Source organism: Lentilactobacillus rapi DSM 19907 = JCM 15042 (assembly GCF_001436255.1).
Taxonomy (GTDB): domain Bacteria; phylum Bacillota; class Bacilli; order Lactobacillales; family Lactobacillaceae; genus Lentilactobacillus; species Lentilactobacillus rapi.
Map to the genome: position 1 here is coordinate 1 of NZ_AZEI01000016.1, position 20,164 is coordinate 20,164.

Below are 20,164 nucleotides of genomic sequence, written 5' to 3' on the forward strand. Positions count from 1 at the left end.
GAAAACCTACATTTCTTTCTGCCGAAAACCTACATTTTTAAACTGCCCTTGACACCCAGCATAAGAAGTTGCCAACAACTGATACTTATAACAAGCCATTAATGAAAATAAAGGAGTGAAAGTCGTGGGTATTTCCACTAAATTAAAGCGACTACGAAAAAATAAGCAAATGACTCAGCAAGATGTGGCAGCATATCTCCACGTTTCTCGAAAAACTATCTCTGGTTGGGAGAATGAACGCAGTTATCCTGATGTTAGCATGCTCATCAAACTGAGCGATTTATTTGGAATATCAACAGATGATTTAATTCGGGATCCGAAAATGACTGTCGACGATCGAACCAAGAAACCAAGGTCTAGGAAAAGGCAAACGGTTTTCATCGCCACGTATCGTTTTAACATCGTTCTATTAATTATCAGTTACCTACATATGTATGATTTGCCGGGCTTTCATTCAGCGATCACCACTTTGATTTTATTGATCAATGAACTTGCAGTATTTCTTTCTTACGAGAGTTGGGTAAATCTGAAACGGCGATTAACGTTGCTTGAAATTTTTGGCAGTTTCTTTATGTTGTTGGCTGTCAATATTGTCATTAATTTTTTGAGTTCTTCATGGAATTCTTCTATTGTTCAGTCAGGCACTTATGAAGCGTTAGGCATGATGATTGGCCGAGTTATATTGGATATGCTGCTGTCGATCAGTCTGATCATGGTGATTTTCTTCAGGCCAGCGAAAAAAAAGAAGTGGTGGCCAAGCATCTAGCTGTTTGCAAACTAAAGTTTCCGGTTTCCGTTCCAAAAATTTACGCACTTTTTACAAATAATCTATCAGTTATTTACAACCAACCATTACTCTTAAGATGATTCATGAATGGTTATCAGGGACTATTTGAAAGATGGTGAAACTGATGTCAACGATGATTAACGAAATCAAGCATACCCCCAAGTTGGGTTGGGAAATTGCGTTCGCCGTATTGTTCATTATTGCCGTTCTGATAAGCATTTCTTAGTTATTATATTTTGGGAGGTTTAGTCATGATCACTAAACGGAAATCGGTTTTACAGACAGTCATTAAGAGTGCCTTTGTGTTCACTTTATCAGGGGCAGCGTTATTTGGTGCAGAAACTAATACGCAGGCCAGTAGTTCTAATGATGATTCAAGCCTTGCAAAAACGTTAGCACCACAGGCCGCATCATACGGGTACTTCGTTGATCAGTATCAGCAGAACATCAAAACGAACACGACACCGGAAACCAATCCGGCAATTGCGTTATTCAACAACACGTTCCTCAGTTATTGGGATCCGACAACCAAGACTGCAAAGAATGCAGATCTCTTAAAAGAGAATCTTGATAAATCAGTCCAGATATCAAATGGGGCATCCCAAGCAGAGATTGATCGTTCGTACCTCACGGATCGCCGCGATCTTCGCTATAATTTAATCAGTGGCTTTGGGCCATACGCCAACGCATTCATCAAGGATGCTGGTGCCCAAACTGATTTTAATTCCGTTCCCGACGCCCCGCTCCCCGCGGACTCACCTTATAGTTCGATGAAGTGGGCGGATGAGAATTCTAAATTGGGTTCGGTGGTTAAATTAGTTGATACTGCCGAAGATTCCGACTGGTCCGGAACCGGAACCCCCAAGGCCTACATTCAATTTACCCGGCCTTATCGGCAAAGCAGCCAGGTCAAAGTTAATCCATACCTCGCAAACGTCATGGCCGCTGCCAAACAAAATGATTACGATTTCCCAAGCGGGCATACCACTGCCGCCTTTGAAACTGGGGAAACATTGGCTTACACTTTCCCACAACGTTATCAGCAATTAATCACCCGTTCCTCAGAAGTCGGTTATGACCGAGTCCTCGCTGGCCGGCATTCACCATTGGCAGTTATGGGTGGTCGAGTTATCGGTACTGCAATGACCGCTGCAACCTTAAATGATCCAAACAATCAACAATTGGCTGACCAAGCTTACAAGGATGCACAGGCTGATTTGCCAAGTCAAAAAGATTCGAGTGCCGACGACACGTTTAGTGATTATCAAAAGAACCTTGAGGATTACACTTATCGGTTGACTTACGGCTTCTCTCCAATTGGCGACACCACTAAAGCAATGGTTGTGCCAAAGGGAGCTGAAGTTCTCCTCAAGACAAGATTGCCATACCTGTCAGACATCCAACGCCGGGAAGTTCTTTACACGACTGGCTTGCCATCCGGTTACCCTATGGGCGATGATACCGAAGGCTGGGGTCGTTTGAACCTCTTCAAGGCCGCTAATGGTTTTGGCGAATTGCTCACCAACACGACGGTTAACATGGACGCCGCTAAGGGTGGCTTTGATGCCAACGATACTTGGAAGAACAATATTTCCGGTAAAGGTGGCTTGACTAAAGAAGGTTCCGGTTCATTGGCATTACTTGGCAAGAACAGTTATCAGGGTGGCACCACTGTTAAAGGCGGTTCACTGGTTGCTCAAAACGAAGCTGCTTTTGGTAATGGTAGCTTGAACCTAACTGATGGAACTGTTAAGTTGGATTCACGGGCTGTCACGGTTAAGGGCAATTACACCCAAGCAAACAAGGGAACGTTGAACTTGGCAGCTAATGACAAGGTTGCGATTTCTGGTTCTGCTAAGCTGGGTGGTAAATTAGTGCTGAGTTCAGCCAAGAATCTTAAGTCTGGAACGAAGATCTTGTCATTTAAGAGTCACTCCGGCAAATTTGCCCACGTTCAAGGATTACCAAAGGGTTGGCACTTAGACTACACTAAGAAGTACGTGCAAGTGGTTAAATAAACAACCATTTGCCCACTTTTGCCAAATTATTTTCATAAATTGGTTGACATCTGGATGTAAAGGTAATAATATTAGTCTCAATCAAAGAACATTAGAGTTTGCTAAGACAAGGAGAGTAATTTCTTAGGACTTTTTTCAGGGAGAATCGGGTAAGTGAGAACGATTCAAAAGCCTAAGCAATGAAAGTAGCCTTCGAGCGACAAATGCGAACAGTATTGTGAGTATTTGTTGGGAGCGCCCATTACAGCGCCAGTGTATCGCTGAATTTGATTTGGCCGTACATGGTGAGGTAGCAGTCGTGAGGCTGTTGCGAATTTGGGTGGTAACACGTGCAAACGTCCCTTGAAGTCATATCGATTTCAAGGGACGTTTTTTTGTACAGAAAAGAGGGAATCTAAATGAGAAAATTATTATTTGAAGCAAAATCGGGTGGGATTATCCGAGTCACCGAATAACACAGGGGTTTCGATCATAAGGATCAGCCCTTTAGAACCCATTTCGACACGGTTACCGGAAATTTCAATTATTTATTTTAGATGTATTTATAAGGAGCGGTCATTATGGAAACAAAATCAAAGAAATTAACGTTTAAACATTATCTGATTATTGGCTCAATGCTTTTTGGCATGTTCTTCGGAGCTGGTAACTTGATCTTTCCCATTCATTTAGGTCAACTGGCTGGAGCCCACTGGTTTAGTGCCGGCATTGGCTTCTTACTTACCGGGACCCTGTTACCTTTGTTAGCAATTATTGCGATTGCCGTTACCCACAGCAATGGTATTTACGACTTAGCCAAACCAATTGGCACCAAGTATGCGACCTTCTTCATGGTACTGGTTTGTGCCACTTTAGGACCGTTGTTTGCCACTCCACGGACAGCGACGACACCCTTTCAAATTGCCTTTTCAACTCATTTAGCCCCATCTCAACAGCCAATGTGGTTATTCATTTATTCACTGATCTTCTTCGGAATTACCTTCTGGGCATCCAGAAAGCCCTCAGGCATTTTAAATTCGATTGGTAAATTATTGAACCCAGCCTTTCTCGCATTATTAGCCATTATCTTTATCTTTGCATTCACTAACCCAATCAGTAAAGCTTCCACAGCACCAATTACGAGCAGTGCTTATCAAAATGGTTCTGTTTTAAATGGGTTCCTTCAAGGCTATAACACTATGGATTGTATTGCCGGTTTGCTCTTTGGAATTGCCATCATCACAGCGATCCGCAGTTTAGGTCAAACCAATGCCAAAGATATTTCCATGACGACGATTAAGTCAGGGGCGTTGGGAATTGGCTTGGAAGCCATCATTTATATCGGCTTGGTATGGTTGGGCGCAACCAGCCTTGGGTCATTTAAGACTTCTATCGATGGTGGGATTGCGTTTAACCAGATCGCAAACCATTTCTTAGGAACCACTGGAGAAATCCTTTTGGCAATGATGGCAACCTTGACTTGTCTCACGACCGCTGTTGGGTTGTCGACATCATTTTCTGAAGCATTGCACCTCAAGTTCCCATCAATTTCATATCGAACTTGGTTAATGATTGCAACCGGCTTCTCATTTATCATTGCAAACTTTGGGCTGGATACCATCATTGCATGGTCAACCCCAATGCTGATGTTCCTTTACCCACTGGCCATCACCCTGATTATCCTTGCAATCAGTTCACCATTGTTCAAGCATGACCGTCGCGTATACATCTGGACAACCATTTTCACTATCATTCCATCAATTCTTGACGCCATTGCTTCGGCACCAGCCATTATCTCTAAGTCAGCACTTGCTCAATCAATTCTCAAGTTAGATAACTTTTTACCAGGGGCATCCCTTGGAATGGATTGGTTATTGCCAGCCGCAATTGGCTTGATCCTTGGCTTGGCCATTCACTTCATCAGTGAATTAATGGGCGAAAAAAGTACCCAACAAAGTTTAGATTAAAGCCGTCAACACATAGAAAACCAGTATAATAGAGAAAACACATAATCTTAGAAGAAAGGAAGTCATTGTATGGCCTTTATCGGTGCGCTCTGCTTACTGCTGGTGCTCACCACGTTGGCAGGACATTTATCAAATCGAATCGGGGTTCCATCGGTTATTGGCCAAATTGTCGTTGGAATCGTCGTCGGTCCAGCCATGTTGAACTGGATTCACTTGGATAGCATGTTGAACATGTTTTCTCAGATTGGCGTGATTATCCTCATGTTCATTGGCGGCTTGGAAAGTAACTTGAAGCTGCTGCGTAAATATTTGCGCCCAGCCGTGATCGTTGCCATCGTTGGGGTCATCTTCCCGGTTGTGATGATTGGCGGCGCCACGTTGGCGTTCTCGTTTTCACCACTAGAGGCAGCCTTTATTGGCGTTGTCTTCAGCGCCACATCAGTTTCGATTTCCGTTGAAGTATTGCGGGACTACAAAGCACTGGATACCAAAGAAGGTGCCACAATTTTGGGAGCGGCGGTCGCTGATGACATTATCGGGGTTATCCTGTTGTCGATCATGATCAGCATCATGGGAACTGAGGGTGTTAAAACCAGTGGTTCCTCAACCAACATTGCTTTGATCTTTCTTGAACAAGTTATCTTCTTTGGTGGGACTTATCTCATGGTTCGCTGGATTGTTCCCTATCTCATGCAAATTGGCGAGCGCCTGTTGATGACCAATAGTGTGACGATCACTTCGATGGTGATTTGTTTAGGGATGGCTTGGGCTGCGGATGCTGCTGGCTTGAGCGGTGCAGTTGGCGCGTTCTTTGCCGGCATTGCCGTGGCTCACACGCCATACCGGGATACGATTGAAGTTCATATGGAGCCGATCGGTTACGCCGTGTTTGTCCCACTGTTCTTTGTCAGCATCGGCCTGAACATGTCATTTGCCCACCTTGGCAATTCGATCTTCTTTGTCCTAATTTTGACCTTCCTGGCCTGCATCAGTAAGCTGTTTGGTTGTGGATTGGGTGCGTTAATGAACGGCTTCAATATCCATAGCAGCTACATGATTGGTTCGGGGATGATTTCCCGTGGTGAAATGGGTTTGATTACCGCCCAAATCGGGTTTTCATCAGGGCTGCTGTCGGGTTCATACTATTCTGATTTAATCCTAGTCATTATTTTGTCAACGATTATTGCCCCATTCCTATTGAAGCACGCAATTCATCATTTGCCAGCTGATGATAGAGCTGATCTTCCCGTGGACGTTGGTGAAGGGATTGCCGAGAATGGGCATTCTTAATTGAAGAATTTATCCGTAAATTAAACGATTATTCCAAAAAATAAGGAATGATCGTTTTTTCTTTATCAGAAGGGAATCTGACGGCCATTATTGATATCTTGAGAGTTATATTTATTGAAATACCCTCCCACAAATTAGCCAATTAGTGTCATAATGACCTCATAGGGGAATATCTATCATCCTTTGTTTATAGAATCAGGGGGAAAAACAATGAAAATATGTAATGATCAAAGCAAGAAATGGCGCAAGCTCTTTGTGACTGGTGTATTCAGTTTGATCGCCCTTGCAGCTGTTCTGCTTGGCTGCTTAAAGGTGGTTAATGCTGCGGATGAACCTACATATCCGCCAGTGTCCGCCTCTGAGCTGCAGTATAGCTCAAACTTTCAAAAGGGTGACGAGCTAACAACTGGTAACAGTGCGCAATTCAAGGTTAATTTCAATGCACCAGGCAGTTCTCAGGAAAGAGTTCATGAAGGCGATGTCTTCACGATTAACCTGGATCAGGATGTTTTGGAAAAAGTCACGATGGATTTATCAAGCACGACAAGTTCAGTCGATCCCAACAAAGATTTCAACTTGGTTGTGAATGGTGGAACGATCACTGTCACCGCTAAACGGGATTTGCCAGATGTGCAACAATTATCCATTGTGGTGTCAGGAACGATTAAGAGTGGGCTGGGAATGACTAAGCAGTTGGTTAATGTCAAAACTTCCTTTACGCCAGACGGTCAGGCTAAAATTGATTTTCCTGATTCATCGATCCTGGTTACGAGTGGGAAATCAGATGGCGGGGGCACTACCCCGTCTGACACACCAGATCAAATCTCTCACGCAGTTTTTGGCGGCTTTGGTGGCTTTCCAGATAACGCCGCTGATAAGGTCGAAAAAAACTATACTGATAACTATGTTGGGCGGACGGAAGCAACTGGTAGTGCGTTAGCTCAGCTGTATTATCAACATACCCAGGATGCCATGAGTGCTTTTGGAATGATTAAGCTGCCAGTGCAGGCAGCGATGCCAAAGAGCGTTACTTGGACACTTGAACCAACGGATGGTCATACGATTGATATGGATTCCGTTGTTCCATGGGTCGATTCTTATGGGACTGGCGGTCTGTACCACGGCGTGAATTATGATGTGATGACCCCCGGCACATATAGTTTAACGAGAACGCCGGATGGTAAGGGCGTTGTCTTCAAGTGTTCGACGGAAGCCATGCATCCTGGCTGGTCGATTGATTTGACATTTTACACGCCGACAACTCCTTGGCGGGCAAATGTAAAGGGAACTGGAGCGGCTGATTATGTCCAGATGCAAACGAGTTTGCAGTATGTTGATCAAAGCGGTGCCACTCAAAGTGCCGGTTCGCACTCGGTTCAAATGCGCTATGTGAATCCAGATCAGACCGGGTACACTCCGACATTGGATCTGCGGACAAAAACGGCAGATCTTAGTAAGGCACTTGATTCTGACTTTAACTTCGTGTTAGGAACCGTTACCTCGCCGGAATTTGTGAAACAATTCGTTGAAGATGCTCACGATCCAGCCAATCCATTAGTTGGTGACGAAACTATTGCCGCAGGGTACACGTTTACCGCAAAGTATGATGGAAATGTGTTTGATCCCGCCCATCCGGTTGATGGTACGTATACACTGGAGATCACGGCCAAAAACGCCCAGGGTAATGAAACAACTAAGAAAACAACTTTTGTAGTCAAGAACTCTCAGGTTGTCCCACTGCCTGACAGTGCGGCCAACATTGTGATTCACTATGTCGATGTAGCAGATCCGACCCATACGATGAGAACAATTGAAGTTCCTGGTTACAATCATAAAGTTGGCGATCCGATTACAACGGTGACCCCTTCTCAAGGTGGGTTGAATCTGCAACTTTGGATTAATGAAAACATGCCGAATAGTTATCATACTGCAACTGCCAGTGAACTTAAGAGTGGGCAAGTGCAAACCCCATTGCCAACGACTTGGCCGGCTAAACAAGCCTCAATCATTTATTACATTGCTAAGGACGGGACGGTTCCAAATGGTGGCGGTGGCACAACCCCAACGCAGCCGGTTACACCAGCAACTCCAAGTACGCCAACAACGCCAACGGTTACGACCCCGACGACTGCAGCAGAACCAAGTGTGGTTGCCAAGAAAGGTGAAGCTGTCTATGCTTTGAAGAAGGTTTATCTCTACAAGAATAATACCTTTGTCAAGAAAGATCGCCAGGCTGGCTATGTAAGTAAGCCGCGGGTTTACCGACCGATGTTTGTGGTAATAGGTTACAGTCATTCCAAGAATGGTTATCTGCGATATAAGGTTCGCGATGTCAACCACTTAACCAAGAATAAGGGTAAAACCGGGTACCTCACTGCAAATTGGAACTATGTTCGCCCAGTATACTATCAGAGCAAACACAAAACATTGACGGTGATTAATCCACGTGGTGTGAATGCATACAAGAAAGCAAACCTGACTAGCAAAGTTCGCAATTACAAACAAGGGGCAGTACTTCATGTCACCAAGTTTGTTCACCATAATTTAACGACTCGTTATGTTTTGAGTAACGGAAACTACATTACTGGAAACCGCAAACTTGTTAAGATGGGCAAACAAAAGATGCCCCGTTATGTCAAAGTGAAGCAGAATATCAACCGTTACAAGACGGTGAACTTAACTAAGCGTAATAAGCACATCAAGAAGGGTACCAAGATTCGAATTAAGAATTACGATTATTCTCAAGCTAATAGTGTTACCAAACACGGTGCATTACGGTATCGAATTGCCGGGGGTTATATTACTGGGAATTCGAAGTATGTGAAAGTTTATGATTAATATTGACAAAAGCTCTGGCAAAAACTTGCTGGGGCTTCTGTTTTTGTAGAAGTAATTCCATTTACTTATATATAGTTAGCAGGGTTGACTATATTTAATAACAGTTATATTATGCGGGTGTACGTTAGAATCATGTCGATCGACTATAGCGGGGACCATAGTTGATGGCTTTTACAGTAATTGTTAGGGAAGAATATGGATACAAATAGGGGGAATTAAATATGAATAGTTATCTGCACAATGTTAAACACAACGTTCAGGCCCTGTTGCTTGTCGTGTTTGCTTTTGTGCTTTTTTTAATACCATTTGGTTTGAAGGTGAGTGCTGATTCTGGTGTGCAGTTGACGCCGATATCTCAGTTGAGTAACTCGGCAGCAACCAGCAATGACGGATCTGGAGATTCTGGGGTTATTAATGGTCAGCAGTTACCTGTAAGCAGGCCACAAGCTGCTGTAACTGGTAGTTCGGATTTAACAGATAGCGGTTTGATCTATGATGATTTGGGAACTGAAGGACCATTTTACCCTGGTGATTTGATTAAGTTACAAGTTTACTCAAATGTTCAAGGAAGCAGTCCAGACTACGTTGATGGTCACGCTAAAGTATATCTGAATAAGGATGACTTCGAATCTGTTGATCCTAATGATGTATCACAGAGTGGATTCTTAAAAACTCCAGCAACCGTGACTACGGATGGAAATTATTATGTTATTAATTTAGATTACAATACGATCCAAAGTGGGGCCCATGTTGGAATTCCATTTTTTGCAACCTTAAAGCCTGGTAAAGTATCAACCAATGGGGACAACAAGGGACCATATAAAGTTCCAGTAAAGTTCTATGACAGTAAGAACAATCTGTTATTAGATAATGAGAATTTTAAAATAACTCCAATAACGGATAATCCAAGCGGTGTTGAAGCCCCCACTACTAATAATGAATTAGGTAGCAGTGCTTGGAAGGATAACAAGTTAATTGATAATAGCGATCAGAACATTAGTAGTGCAAGTTATTACTTTAGCCAACGAACGGAACCAGGACAGTATACATTTACATTAACCGTTCCGAAAGGCTACAAGGTTTCTAATCTGGGTTCGTGGAAACTGGATTCAACTAATAATACGTTGACGCAAACGGTTAATATTGACACAACCAACGCTTCTGCATCTAATCAGTATGTGTCATTGGGTGGCTTTACCGCTACTTTTCCCAAGGGTTATGAAGCTGGTACATCTGTTCCGCTGAAGCTAAATGTTACTGGTCCGAAGGGTGCCGTTGATTCTAGTGATGGTTCAATGTCGTTAAGCGTTTATAATCCACCTCACTATGACTACTATTTTAAAGCCTACCCGGATAAATCTATGCAATTTGGTGGAAGTATTAATAGTCGATATGCCGATGCCGGGAAAGTCACAAAGGATACACCAATCATTTCAACCTTGTGGCCTATCGACTCTCAATACTGGTCAGATGGGATTAATAATACCGGTGGTACAGGAAATAACTCAGTTACATTAAGCAGTTTTACCGACAAGCCTGAATTTGATTATCCGACCAATAAGTTAGCGTTTATCAATGATGATTCATTTGATGACTCAATGAAGGCTAAATTGGATAATAATGAAGTCTATGGGACATATAAAGATGGGAACACAGATAAAACGGTAAAATTGGGTACCGTGAAATTTGGGACACCCCTGACGTTTACTGAACGAAATTACACCAGTATCAAGGTCGACTATTCTAAAACTGCACCGGTGAAGTTTACTGATGGCTCTCTGGCGGGCAAGTTTGAGGCTCAACTAACTGGACATATGACCGAAGATGCTATTAATGATTTTAAGAGTAGCGGCGATTCAGAACAAGACTATAGCAATGATTTGGATGCTTCTTATAGTCAATCAACTTCAGATTACGATAGTAACTCAAATAGCGATTATGTTGGGTTAACCAAAGATGTCCCAGAAATTAATATGGATTATAGTGATGGTTTGACTCTAATTGGTCAAGCTGGTAACCAAATGCTTGGTGGTCACCCGCTTAAGGCCAACTTCAGGTTCATTGTTAATAATAATGAAAATTTAAAGCTTCAACCAAAGAATGGCCGGATGGTTTATATCGTTCCCGATGGCGTTAGTTATGATACTAAGGATCCAGGAGATGTTCAGAATCTCAAAAACATTCAGGTTGAACCGAATTATAATGGGTCTTCGTACACAGCCATTACCGCGGATATTACCAATCCAAGTGATTTTAATGATAGTGGATCAACTGTGTCTTATCAATTGCCGTTAGCTGCTGATGATTCAGTTATTTCAGGTCAATACAATGTTTCGGCATTCTTTGTCCTTGATAATAATAATGGTAAGGCTGGATCAAAAACCGATTTTGGAGTTAATTCTAACGCCAATAAAACACCTGATGTTTATGGCCTTTACCAAAACACAGCCAATAGTAATGCGATTATTTCTGACAAGCAAGGATACACGTATTTACCAGATCGAAAGTTGGTTAATTCTACTCTAGTAAGTATATTTAACCCAGAAACTGGGCAGTATGGCACGCCTGTTCAAGATACTGGTAATAGTGCTTATGTTGGTGATAAGTTAATGTTCCATTCATCACTAATTAATGATGGGTTCCGAGATTATTCATATCTGGATACGATCAGTGTCTTGCCTTATGCAGGTGATAAAACTGAAAAGGGAGATTCCAGAGGTTCTAACACCCAATTACCTCTAACAGGGCCAGTTCAGGTTCCGGCCGGCTATACGGTCTCATACTCAACTGATAAAGTCCTCTATCCGATTTTGAATAATTACACGTCAAGTAAAGTGAAGTTTTCTGATTCAGTTCCTAACAATAATTATGAGAAAGTAACGATGATTAGGCTGAAGGCAAAGAGCGGGACAGTATTGAAGATGGGACAGAAAATTGAGTTCACCTATCCTTCAAAAGTTCCAGATATTTCAAAGACTGATCCATTAGCCGACAAGGCAAAGGCCGTTAATTCGTTCTTCGTAAGAACTAGTGGTAATAATGATGATATTACTGAGTCTCATCCAGCAAAAGTCTTTGCCAAACAACCATATGTTGATGTTACAATTCAGTACTATGACCAAGCGACTAATGAGCCAATCGTAGGTAAGCAGCCGACTGTTGTTGCTGATCAAAAGATTGGTGACTCATTTAGTGCAAACGCAGCCGATTATCCAATTGAGGGTTATCAGCCCGTAGACAGCCAAGATCATAAAATCACCGTTAGTCGTGATTTAACTAAAAATGTCATTAAACTTTATTACAAGAAGACCGATAATACATCCAAGGTATCTGGTGTGGCACAGTTCCAAGATCAATCAGGCCAGTCGATTGCTTCAGATATTGATTTTAGTGGAATTAGCGGTTACCGCTATAACTTGACTAAAAATGCTGATGTGATAAAGACTCAAAAGAAATTAGCCAATGAACAATATCGCTTAGTTAAAACAATTGGTCAGCCAATTGGCATATTTACAAAGGATAAGCTGGTTAACGTGGTTTATCAATATGAGAAATCCGTCAACCCAACGCCACCAGAACCAAATCCTAAACCGACGCCGACACCTTCACCAACACCAACTCCAGCCCCAACGCCGCAACCAACGACGACAACTGAACCAAGTGTGGTTGCCAAGAAAGGTGAAGCCGTTTATGCCTTGAAGAAGATTTATCTGTACAAGAATAATACCTTCGTCAAGAAAGATCGCCAGGCTGGCTATGTAAGTAAGCCGCGGGTTTACCGACCGATGTTTGTGGTAACAGGTTACAGTCATTCTAAGAATGGCCATCTGCGATATAAGGTTCGCGATGTCAATCACTTGACCAAGAACCGTCACAAGAAGGGTTATATCACTGCTAATTGGAGTTACGTTCGTCCTGTTTATTATCAAAGTAAACACAAGACGTTGACGGTGATTAATCCACGAGGGGTTAATGCTTATAAGAAGACGAACCTGACGAATAAAGTTCGCAATTACAAGCAAGGTACAATACTTCACGTTACCAAGTTTGTTCACCATAATTTAACGACTCGTTACGTTTTGAGTAACGGAAACTACATTACTGGAAACCGCAAACTTGTTAAGATGGGCAAACAAAAGATGCCTCGTTACGTCAAAGTGAAGAAGAATATCAACCGTTACAAGACGGTCAACTTAACCAAGCGCAATAAGCACATTAAGAAGGGCACCAAGATTCGGATTAAGAATTACGATTATTCTCAAGCTAATAGTGTTACCAAGCACGGTGCATTGCGGTATCGAATTGCCGGGGGTTATATTACTGGAAATTCTAAATATGTGAAGATTTATTATTAGTTTGGAAAATATTGGTTAGATCAAAAGGGATTCAGCAGTTCAAAAATTGCTGAATCCTTTTTGATTTGTTTTGATTTTTTTAATAGTAAAGGGAGATCAACAATTAACCCATTAAAGTAGGCCTGTTCACGGATACAGATCGAACGATGATATCTTTTTAGACATGGTGATTGGTTGCCATAATGCTTTCCGAGTTATATTATAAATGTATGGGTAAACAACATGCCACTTATTAATGTATAGTATCCTACTTGGTTTGGGGGAATGAACAACGGGGAATTTGGTTCATTACAAGTAGAGCGGATTGCTGAGGGAACATGTTTACCTACATAAATTAATAAATGTCATTAGGAGGGCATTATTTATGATTAGAAAATATTGCAGCCCAACCCCAATTGGGAGGCTAATTAAGTATGTGTTGATTACATTATCAGTCATACTATTTACTGGAATGTTTGTGGCTGGTTCAGTTAGTGCTGATGACAATACGCCAACTAAAAACACCACATTAAATCAGGATACGGTATATAATAATGATCTTTCGTTTCAGTATACTTTTAAATTTGCAAAGAATCAGAAATTGAATTACGGGGATCAATTTATTTTTAAAGTTTCTAACACAGGTGGCAAGCCTGGCATCGACACCGATACTAATTCGGTCGATTCAAGTATCCAACCACTCAATGTATCTAGTTCTGGTAACGTTTTTTCTGTGGCTACTAAACAGAGCTCCGATGGCAAATATACTTATGTTATTTTGACCGCAAATAGAAATGCTCCTACAGATTACTACAGTAGTATGGTAGAGCCCACTGTCACCATCAACATGAAACCGTCAAAAAATTCTGTAAATACATCAAAAGCTAGCGAAAATAAAGATCCTATTAATTATACGATTCAATCGGCTTTCAAACCTGCAAATGGTGAGGAGCATGATTATGATACTCAAACCTTTAAAGTAAACAACGTGATTGATGATAGCCATGGGGATTATAAACAATTTACCCAAATGATCTTTAAGAATAAAGCTGGATTACCCTTCCCTGACCTTTTTAAAGATGGTACGCCATATGCAGATAATGGGTATTCTGATGTAACCAGAATCAATGAAGATTGTTTAGATCCTGGTACAAACAGTAAAAATATTATGTATTTATACAGTCAGAACGCGTTTATAGGATATTCCGAAATTGCTTTACCGAAATCATATGTAACCGGAACTAATGCGATTAAACAAATGCAAGATCGAACCAATGGCTATAAAGATTTGACTTGGACGGTTCAAATTGTAGGTTCTAAATCTGGTCAGGCAAAATTCGATATTCAGGATTCTTCGCCATTAGGCGTCTATCGATCGGGTTCAACCACACCAGATAGCAATTGGCAATTAGATAAAACCAAGTCAACAGATACAAAGTTAGTTTATACTCTTAATCAAGCCGGGATAGACAGCTTAGACCCCGAAAAGGATCAAGGAATTGCTTTGAACGTTGCAATGCCAATTCTTACAAAGGATGCTAGTGATTGGGCAAATGTAACAACTTCTCTTACCGGAGATCCTGCTAGTGACAAAGCCAAGATCCCTGATTCAATTGCATTACCTGATAAACCGTATGAGGCACACATGTTCTTTAGTGATCCAAATGCGGCAGCCTTTCAACCGGTTTTGTATGAAAATGAAAATGCAATCGGTAGAACTGCAGAACAGTTGATTCAGATGAGCAACCAAAAGGACGGAAAGAATTATTTCAAAGATTCCGTTGCAAATGGTGATAACCCATATCCATATGATGCGACTACTGAACCAGGCCTTACGGGTGATGGAACGGGTTTAATCAGATTTGGATACTGGAAAGATGATAGTGGTCAATCAATTTCCAATAATGATACTTTTGTTCGGGATTGTTACGATTTCAACAATAATGCCAACCCAGGTAATGTAAATAGAAAAAATATTACATTACATTATGATTTTGATGGTTTATTCCAAAAAGTTGTTTCTTCATCATCTTCGACTGATGCTAATGGAAATCCTGAGCCAGAATTAGATGACGATGGACAAATTCAGATTGCCACTGGTTCTGATGCCGCATCATTTAACATTACCAAGGATCTTGCAGCTGACAATCTGACAAAAGGCTTATATGTGGGTTATATCTATGCAACAAATGATGTGACTGTTGGCGGAAAAGAGTATCAATATCGAAGCCCTAATAAGATGGTGAAATTATACATTTCAACTGACAAAGATGCTACAGATACTTTGCTCAATTTTGAGTTTGTAGATGTTGAAAATGGTCAGGTAGTTGGAACAGTTGGAAAATCATATTCAGATACTGGCACGCCAGGAAATTCAGCTACTTGGACAGCCTCTGATGGCACTAAGTATGAACTTAATCAAGATTTACCAAAGGGAACAAGTAGTGCTTTTGTAAAACAGAATATGCCAGATGGCTACGAGTACTTGACATCAGGGCTTCCAAACGGAATGAAGCAGCCGATTGGTAACGATTGTCTTTTCCCTGATACGAAAGACTCACCGAAAACAGTTAAGATTTATGTACACAAGAAAGGGGTAACTCCAACTCCAGTAACCCCAGTCAATCCAACGCCTGTAACGCCGACTCCTACACCAAACCCAACTCCTGTTACCCCAACCCCTGAAGAACCATCAACGCCTTCTGAGCCAATTGCCAAGAAAGGTGAAGCCGTTTACTCATTGAAGAAGATTTACCTGTACAAGAACAATACCTTCTCTAAGAATGAACGCCGGGCTGGCTATTCACGGAAGCCGCGGGTATATCGACCAATGTTTGTGGTAACGGGTTACAGTCATTCTAAGAATGGTCGCCTACGTTACCAGGTTCGCGATGTTAACCACTTAACCAAGAACAAGGGTAAGAAGGGTTACATCACCGCTCAATGGGCTTACGTTCGTCCGGTTTACTACCAGAGCAGTCACAAGACATTGACCGTCATTAATCCGCGTGGGGTTAATGCTTATACCAATGTCAACCTGACTGGCAAAGTCCGCAACTACAAGCAAGGCACGGTCCTTCATGTGACCAAGTTCGTTAAGCACAACTTAACCACCCGTTACGTTCTCAGCAATGGCCAATACGTCACTGGGAACCGCAAACTCGTCGAGATGGGCAAGCACAAGCAAGTTCGTTACGTCAAAGTTAAGAAGACGATCAATCGTTATAAGACCGTCAACTTGACCCAACGCAACAAGCGCCACATCAAGAAGGGGATGAAGATTAAGGTACAGCGCTATGACTTCTCACACGCTAACAGTGTCAACAACGTGGGTGCCTTGAGATACAAGGTTGCCGGTGGTTATATCACTGGTAATTCTAAATTTGTTAAAGCTTATTACTAATAACAAATCGCAAACTAAAAACGTCTACCGAAAATGGTAGGCGTTTTTAGTTTGCGGTTGTGATTGATTAGAGTACTTTCTTCTCTGTATACTTCTGTTCAAGGTTATTGAAATCGTAATCCTTCAATCCCTGAATATCATCTTTGCCATTGAAGAAGGCTGTATAACTTCTCGCCAGCATTAAGTTGAGCTGACTGTTTTCGCCAAATTGAACCATAATGACGGGGATGTTGGCTTCATGGGCTGAGCCAATTTCAAAAATGGTTCCAGAATCCGGTTCGGTTAAGCCGTCCTCGAGTTGATAATCCAGAATGGCAACAACGACGTCTGCTTTGTGAACCTGGCGCATATCCGAAGCAAAGACGGCGTCCTGCCACTTAAAGCTGCCAAATGGTTCTTGTTCAAATTGATGTTCCTGCGGATTGAAGATTGCGTCATTATCAATCGTAGGGTTTTGCTTCAATAGCGTAATCACCTGATCGATCCGATCTTTTTGACCATCGCTAAAAAACGGTGAAGCGAGATATACTTTGTTTTTATAGGCTGCCATGAGTAAATCCTCCTTATGTTTACCATTATTGTACACGAAATCCGAACAAAATTGTCATTAATCTCGATATTTTTCTGGTTTTGTGGGAAACTGACATCCCAAGTTAATCAATTTGCGGTATCATCAAAGCGATGTAGATGTGCTTCAATTCGATTTAGTTTACAATACTGATAGAATACTATTTTGGAGAGGACCTTGTCATGATTATTCATACCCACGGGCTTTCCGGCCCCCAATTAGATGAAGTCACCAACATCTGGCTAACGGCTAACTTGGAAGCCCACTGGTTTATTGACGGCAATTATTGGCGTAATTACTATGCGGAAGTTAAACCACAAATCGGTGATTCGGAGCTCTTTTTGTATGAGGAAGCGAAAGCCATTCAAGGCTTCCTGGGTATTGAGGACAATTATATCGCCGGCCTATTTGTTGATAAACGGTACCGCGGGCAGGGAATCGGTCAAAAGCTCATGGCGGCGGCCAAGCGCACGCGTAATGAGCTGACCTTATCCGTTTATGAGAAGAACCAGCCAGCATATCAATTTTATCTCAAGCAGGGGTTTATTGAGATATCACGGGAAATCGACCCAGTTACGAATGAAATGGCGATCAATATGGCGTGGCGGGATGCAGCTTCAAAGAGGAGGGGATCGTAAATGAGTTCCAGCAAAGTTCAACCCCGGTTAGGGAATACTGGTTTTATTATTTTTTTAGCCTTGTTAAGTGCTTTTGTGCCATTATCTACGGATCTTTATTTACCAGCCCTTCCTGAAATGACCCACTTCTTCAATGTTCCAGAAATCACGATGAACCTGACCCTCATTCTGTTCTTTATTTTTTACAGTATCGCAACTTTATTCTGGGGACCACTGAGCGATCGGTATGGCCGCCGACCAATTTTATTAATCGGCTTGGTTGGCTACCTGATCGCCAGCATTTTGTGTGGGATTGCCACCAGTGCTACTCAAATCATTCTGTTTCGAATTCTCCAAGCCTGTGGTGGTGGCGTGGCAACCACGGTGGCGACTGCTGTGATCAAAGATGTCTATGTGGGTAGAAAACAAGAAACAACGTTGGCAATTGTTCAGTCAATGGTGGTGATTTCACCTGCGATCGCCCCAGTTATTGGGTCACTGTTATTAACGTTTATTTCCTGGCGCGGGATTTTCTTTGCCCAAGCGTTGTTAGGGCTCACCGTTGTCCTTGGGGCGCTTATATTCAAAGAAACCCATCACCCGGAACATGAAACCATCAGCGTGATGCGTTCATTTGGCCGTTTGGGGGTTCTGTTGAAGGATCCGGGATTTACCGCGCTATTGTTAGTATTTTCGACTATGTCGATCATTTCGCTGGGATTTATTTCCTCATCGTCGTACATCTATCAAAATACTTTCCATCTCAGCAGTCAGATGTTCAGCTTCTTCTTTGCTTTTAACGCAATTGGCATGCTGTTGGGGCCGCTGGTTTATATTCCATTATCGAAATTCATTGATCGGTTCGTGATCATTTACAGCTGTTTCTTCCTCAGCATCGTGAGTGGTGGCTTGATCCTCATGTTTGGCCTGGGCAGCCCGATTATGTTTGCCCTCACCCAATTTCCAGCCACTCTGGCTAGTAGTGTAATTCGGCCACCTGGCACCTACCTGGTTTTGAAGCAGCAGGAAAACGATAATGGGTCCGCGTCGTCACTGTATAGCGCTGGCGGGACCATTATGGGCAGTGTGGGGATGGTTTTCGTTTCGGTTGCCGAAGCCTTTCCAGTCCAGGCAATCGCATTTATCAATATTGTGATCGGGGCAATTTGCTGGTTGGCACTGTGGCTGTCCATGAAGGGATTCAAAAATCAGATTAAGATTTAAATAGATGAGAGGTTGCTATGAAAAAGTTTTTCAAAGTTTGCTTAATGTTCGTGTTTGGATTTGCCATCATTATCGGCGGTTACGTTGCTTACTTGTATTTGAGCTATCATCGATTAGCGGACAACATTAAGTTGCGTCCCCAGAATCATCAGGAAACGGCCCTGAAAACTGGCACGACTTATAAAGCGATGACGTTTAATATTGGTTATGCCGCGTACCCAGCCAGCTATTCGTTCTTCATGGACGGCGGCAAGTATTCTCGGGCTTATAGTCGACAATCGGTTGAACAGGATATGGCCGGGATCACGAAGGCTGTGAAGGAAGAAAATCCCACGCTGGCTTTTTTCCAAGAAGTTGATACGAATGCCGATCGTTCATTTCATGTCAACGAAGTTAATTGGCTGCAGCGGCAATTCATTGACTATTCCAATGTTTATGCGCAGAACTATGATTCAGCTTACTTGTTTTATCCATTCACCCGACCAATCGGAAAAGCTAAATCTGGGTTGGTGACCTTAGCCAAAGCGAAGATGACTGATAGTACGCGTTATTCGTTGCCAATCGACACGGATTTCAATAAGTTCATGGATTTAGACCGAGCATTTTCGGTCACTCATATTCCGGTTGAGAATGGGAAAAAATTATCGGTATTCAATTTGCATTTATCTGCGTTCACTCAGAATGCCAAAGTGAGAAGGGCACAGCTAAATAAGCTGTTTACCAAAATGAAATCGGAATCCGCAAACGGAAACTACGTACTAGTTGCCGGTGACTATAATCATGACATGCTGGGCGACAGTCCAAAAGTGTTCGGCACGACTGAAAAGCGGGAAAATTGGACCCATCCGTTCCCCGTGGATCAATTACCCAAAGGCTTTCGAGTGGCGAATGATGGTCTGGCTGCCGCAAAGGTGCCGTCTGTGCGGGCAAACGGCACCCCATTTCATCCAGGGAAGACTTACGTATCACTAATTGACGGGTTCCTGGTTTCCGATAACATTCAAGTGAAGAGCGTTCACGTGAAATATCTGGGCTTTGCGAACTCGGACCACAATCCTGAGATCCTTCAGTTTGAATTGAAATAGATTGGAACGAAATGCGTTTTGATTTCAAAATAAAAAATAACCAATTATTCCTGGTTG

The 20,164-nt window shown here is 42.3% G+C and carries 11 protein-coding genes and 1 other annotated feature; of the genes, 10 read left to right on the forward strand and 1 reads right to left on the reverse strand.

The window, feature by feature from the left end:
* Positions 1-124: 124 nt before the first annotated feature.
* The 7 genes from FD12_RS02395 (at position 125) to FD12_RS14135 (ending at position 16,613) form a co-directional block, all read left to right on the forward strand.
* Positions 125-766 carry a helix-turn-helix domain-containing protein gene (locus FD12_RS02395; protein WP_056981483.1) on the forward strand — a complete coding sequence of 214 codons (642 nt, stop codon included), beginning with the start codon at positions 125-127 and terminating at the stop codon, positions 764-766.
* A 272-nt stretch (positions 767-1,038) separates the two neighbouring features.
* The gene (locus FD12_RS02400) at positions 1,039-2,805 is read left to right on the forward strand and encodes a phosphatase PAP2 family protein (RefSeq protein ID WP_056981485.1); all 1,767 of its coding nucleotides are present in this window, start codon (positions 1,039-1,041) and stop codon (positions 2,803-2,805) included.
* Between the two features lie 94 nt (positions 2,806-2,899).
* Positions 2,900-3,151, forward strand: a binding site (T-box leader).
* Positions 3,152-3,365: 214 nt separating this feature from the next.
* On the forward strand, positions 3,366-4,748 hold the full coding sequence (gene brnQ / locus FD12_RS02405) for a branched-chain amino acid transport system II carrier protein (RefSeq protein WP_056981487.1): 1,383 nt from the start codon (positions 3,366-3,368) through the stop codon (positions 4,746-4,748).
* A gap of 69 nt (positions 4,749-4,817) precedes the next feature.
* Positions 4,818-6,038 (forward strand): cation:proton antiporter, encoded by a 1,221-nt coding sequence (locus tag FD12_RS02410; protein ID WP_054747651.1) that lies wholly within the window; start codon positions 4,818-4,820, stop codon positions 6,036-6,038.
* Between the two features lie 210 nt (positions 6,039-6,248).
* Positions 6,249-8,876: a DUF5776 domain-containing protein gene (locus FD12_RS14075; protein WP_186825953.1), complete on the forward strand. Its 2,628-nt coding sequence runs from the start codon at positions 6,249-6,251 to the stop codon at positions 8,874-8,876.
* A 221-nt stretch (positions 8,877-9,097) separates the two neighbouring features.
* Positions 9,098-13,231, forward strand: coding sequence for a DUF5776 domain-containing protein (locus FD12_RS14335; protein ID WP_307725450.1), 4,134 nt, complete (start codon positions 9,098-9,100; stop codon positions 13,229-13,231).
* A gap of 364 nt (positions 13,232-13,595) precedes the next feature.
* Positions 13,596-16,613: a DUF5776 domain-containing protein gene (locus FD12_RS14135; RefSeq protein ID WP_056981489.1), complete on the forward strand. Its 3,018-nt coding sequence runs from the start codon at positions 13,596-13,598 to the stop codon at positions 16,611-16,613.
* A gap of 67 nt (positions 16,614-16,680) precedes the next feature.
* Here FD12_RS14135 and FD12_RS02430 read toward each other — a convergent pair whose 3' ends face one another.
* The gene (locus FD12_RS02430; protein WP_056981491.1) at positions 16,681-17,163 is read right to left on the reverse strand and encodes a nucleoside 2-deoxyribosyltransferase; all 483 of its coding nucleotides are present in this window, start codon (positions 17,161-17,163) and stop codon (positions 16,681-16,683) included.
* Between the two features lie 200 nt (positions 17,164-17,363).
* On the opposite strand from FD12_RS02430, the gene FD12_RS02435 reads away from it, so the two are divergent.
* The 3 genes from FD12_RS02435 to FD12_RS02445 are packed head-to-tail and all read left to right on the forward strand — an operon-like array spanning position 17,364 to position 20,107.
* On the forward strand, positions 17,364-17,819 hold the full coding sequence (locus FD12_RS02435) for a GNAT family N-acetyltransferase (RefSeq protein ID WP_056981493.1): 456 nt from the start codon (positions 17,364-17,366) through the stop codon (positions 17,817-17,819).
* Positions 17,820-19,022 (forward strand): multidrug effflux MFS transporter, encoded by a 1,203-nt coding sequence (locus tag FD12_RS02440; protein ID WP_056981495.1) that lies wholly within the window; start codon positions 17,820-17,822, stop codon positions 19,020-19,022.
* Positions 19,023-19,039: 17 nt separating this feature from the next.
* A complete protein-coding gene (locus tag FD12_RS02445) occupies positions 19,040-20,107 on the forward strand; it encodes an endonuclease/exonuclease/phosphatase family protein (protein ID WP_056981497.1) in 1,068 nt (355 codons plus the stop codon).
* Positions 20,108-20,164: the final 57 nt, after the last annotated feature.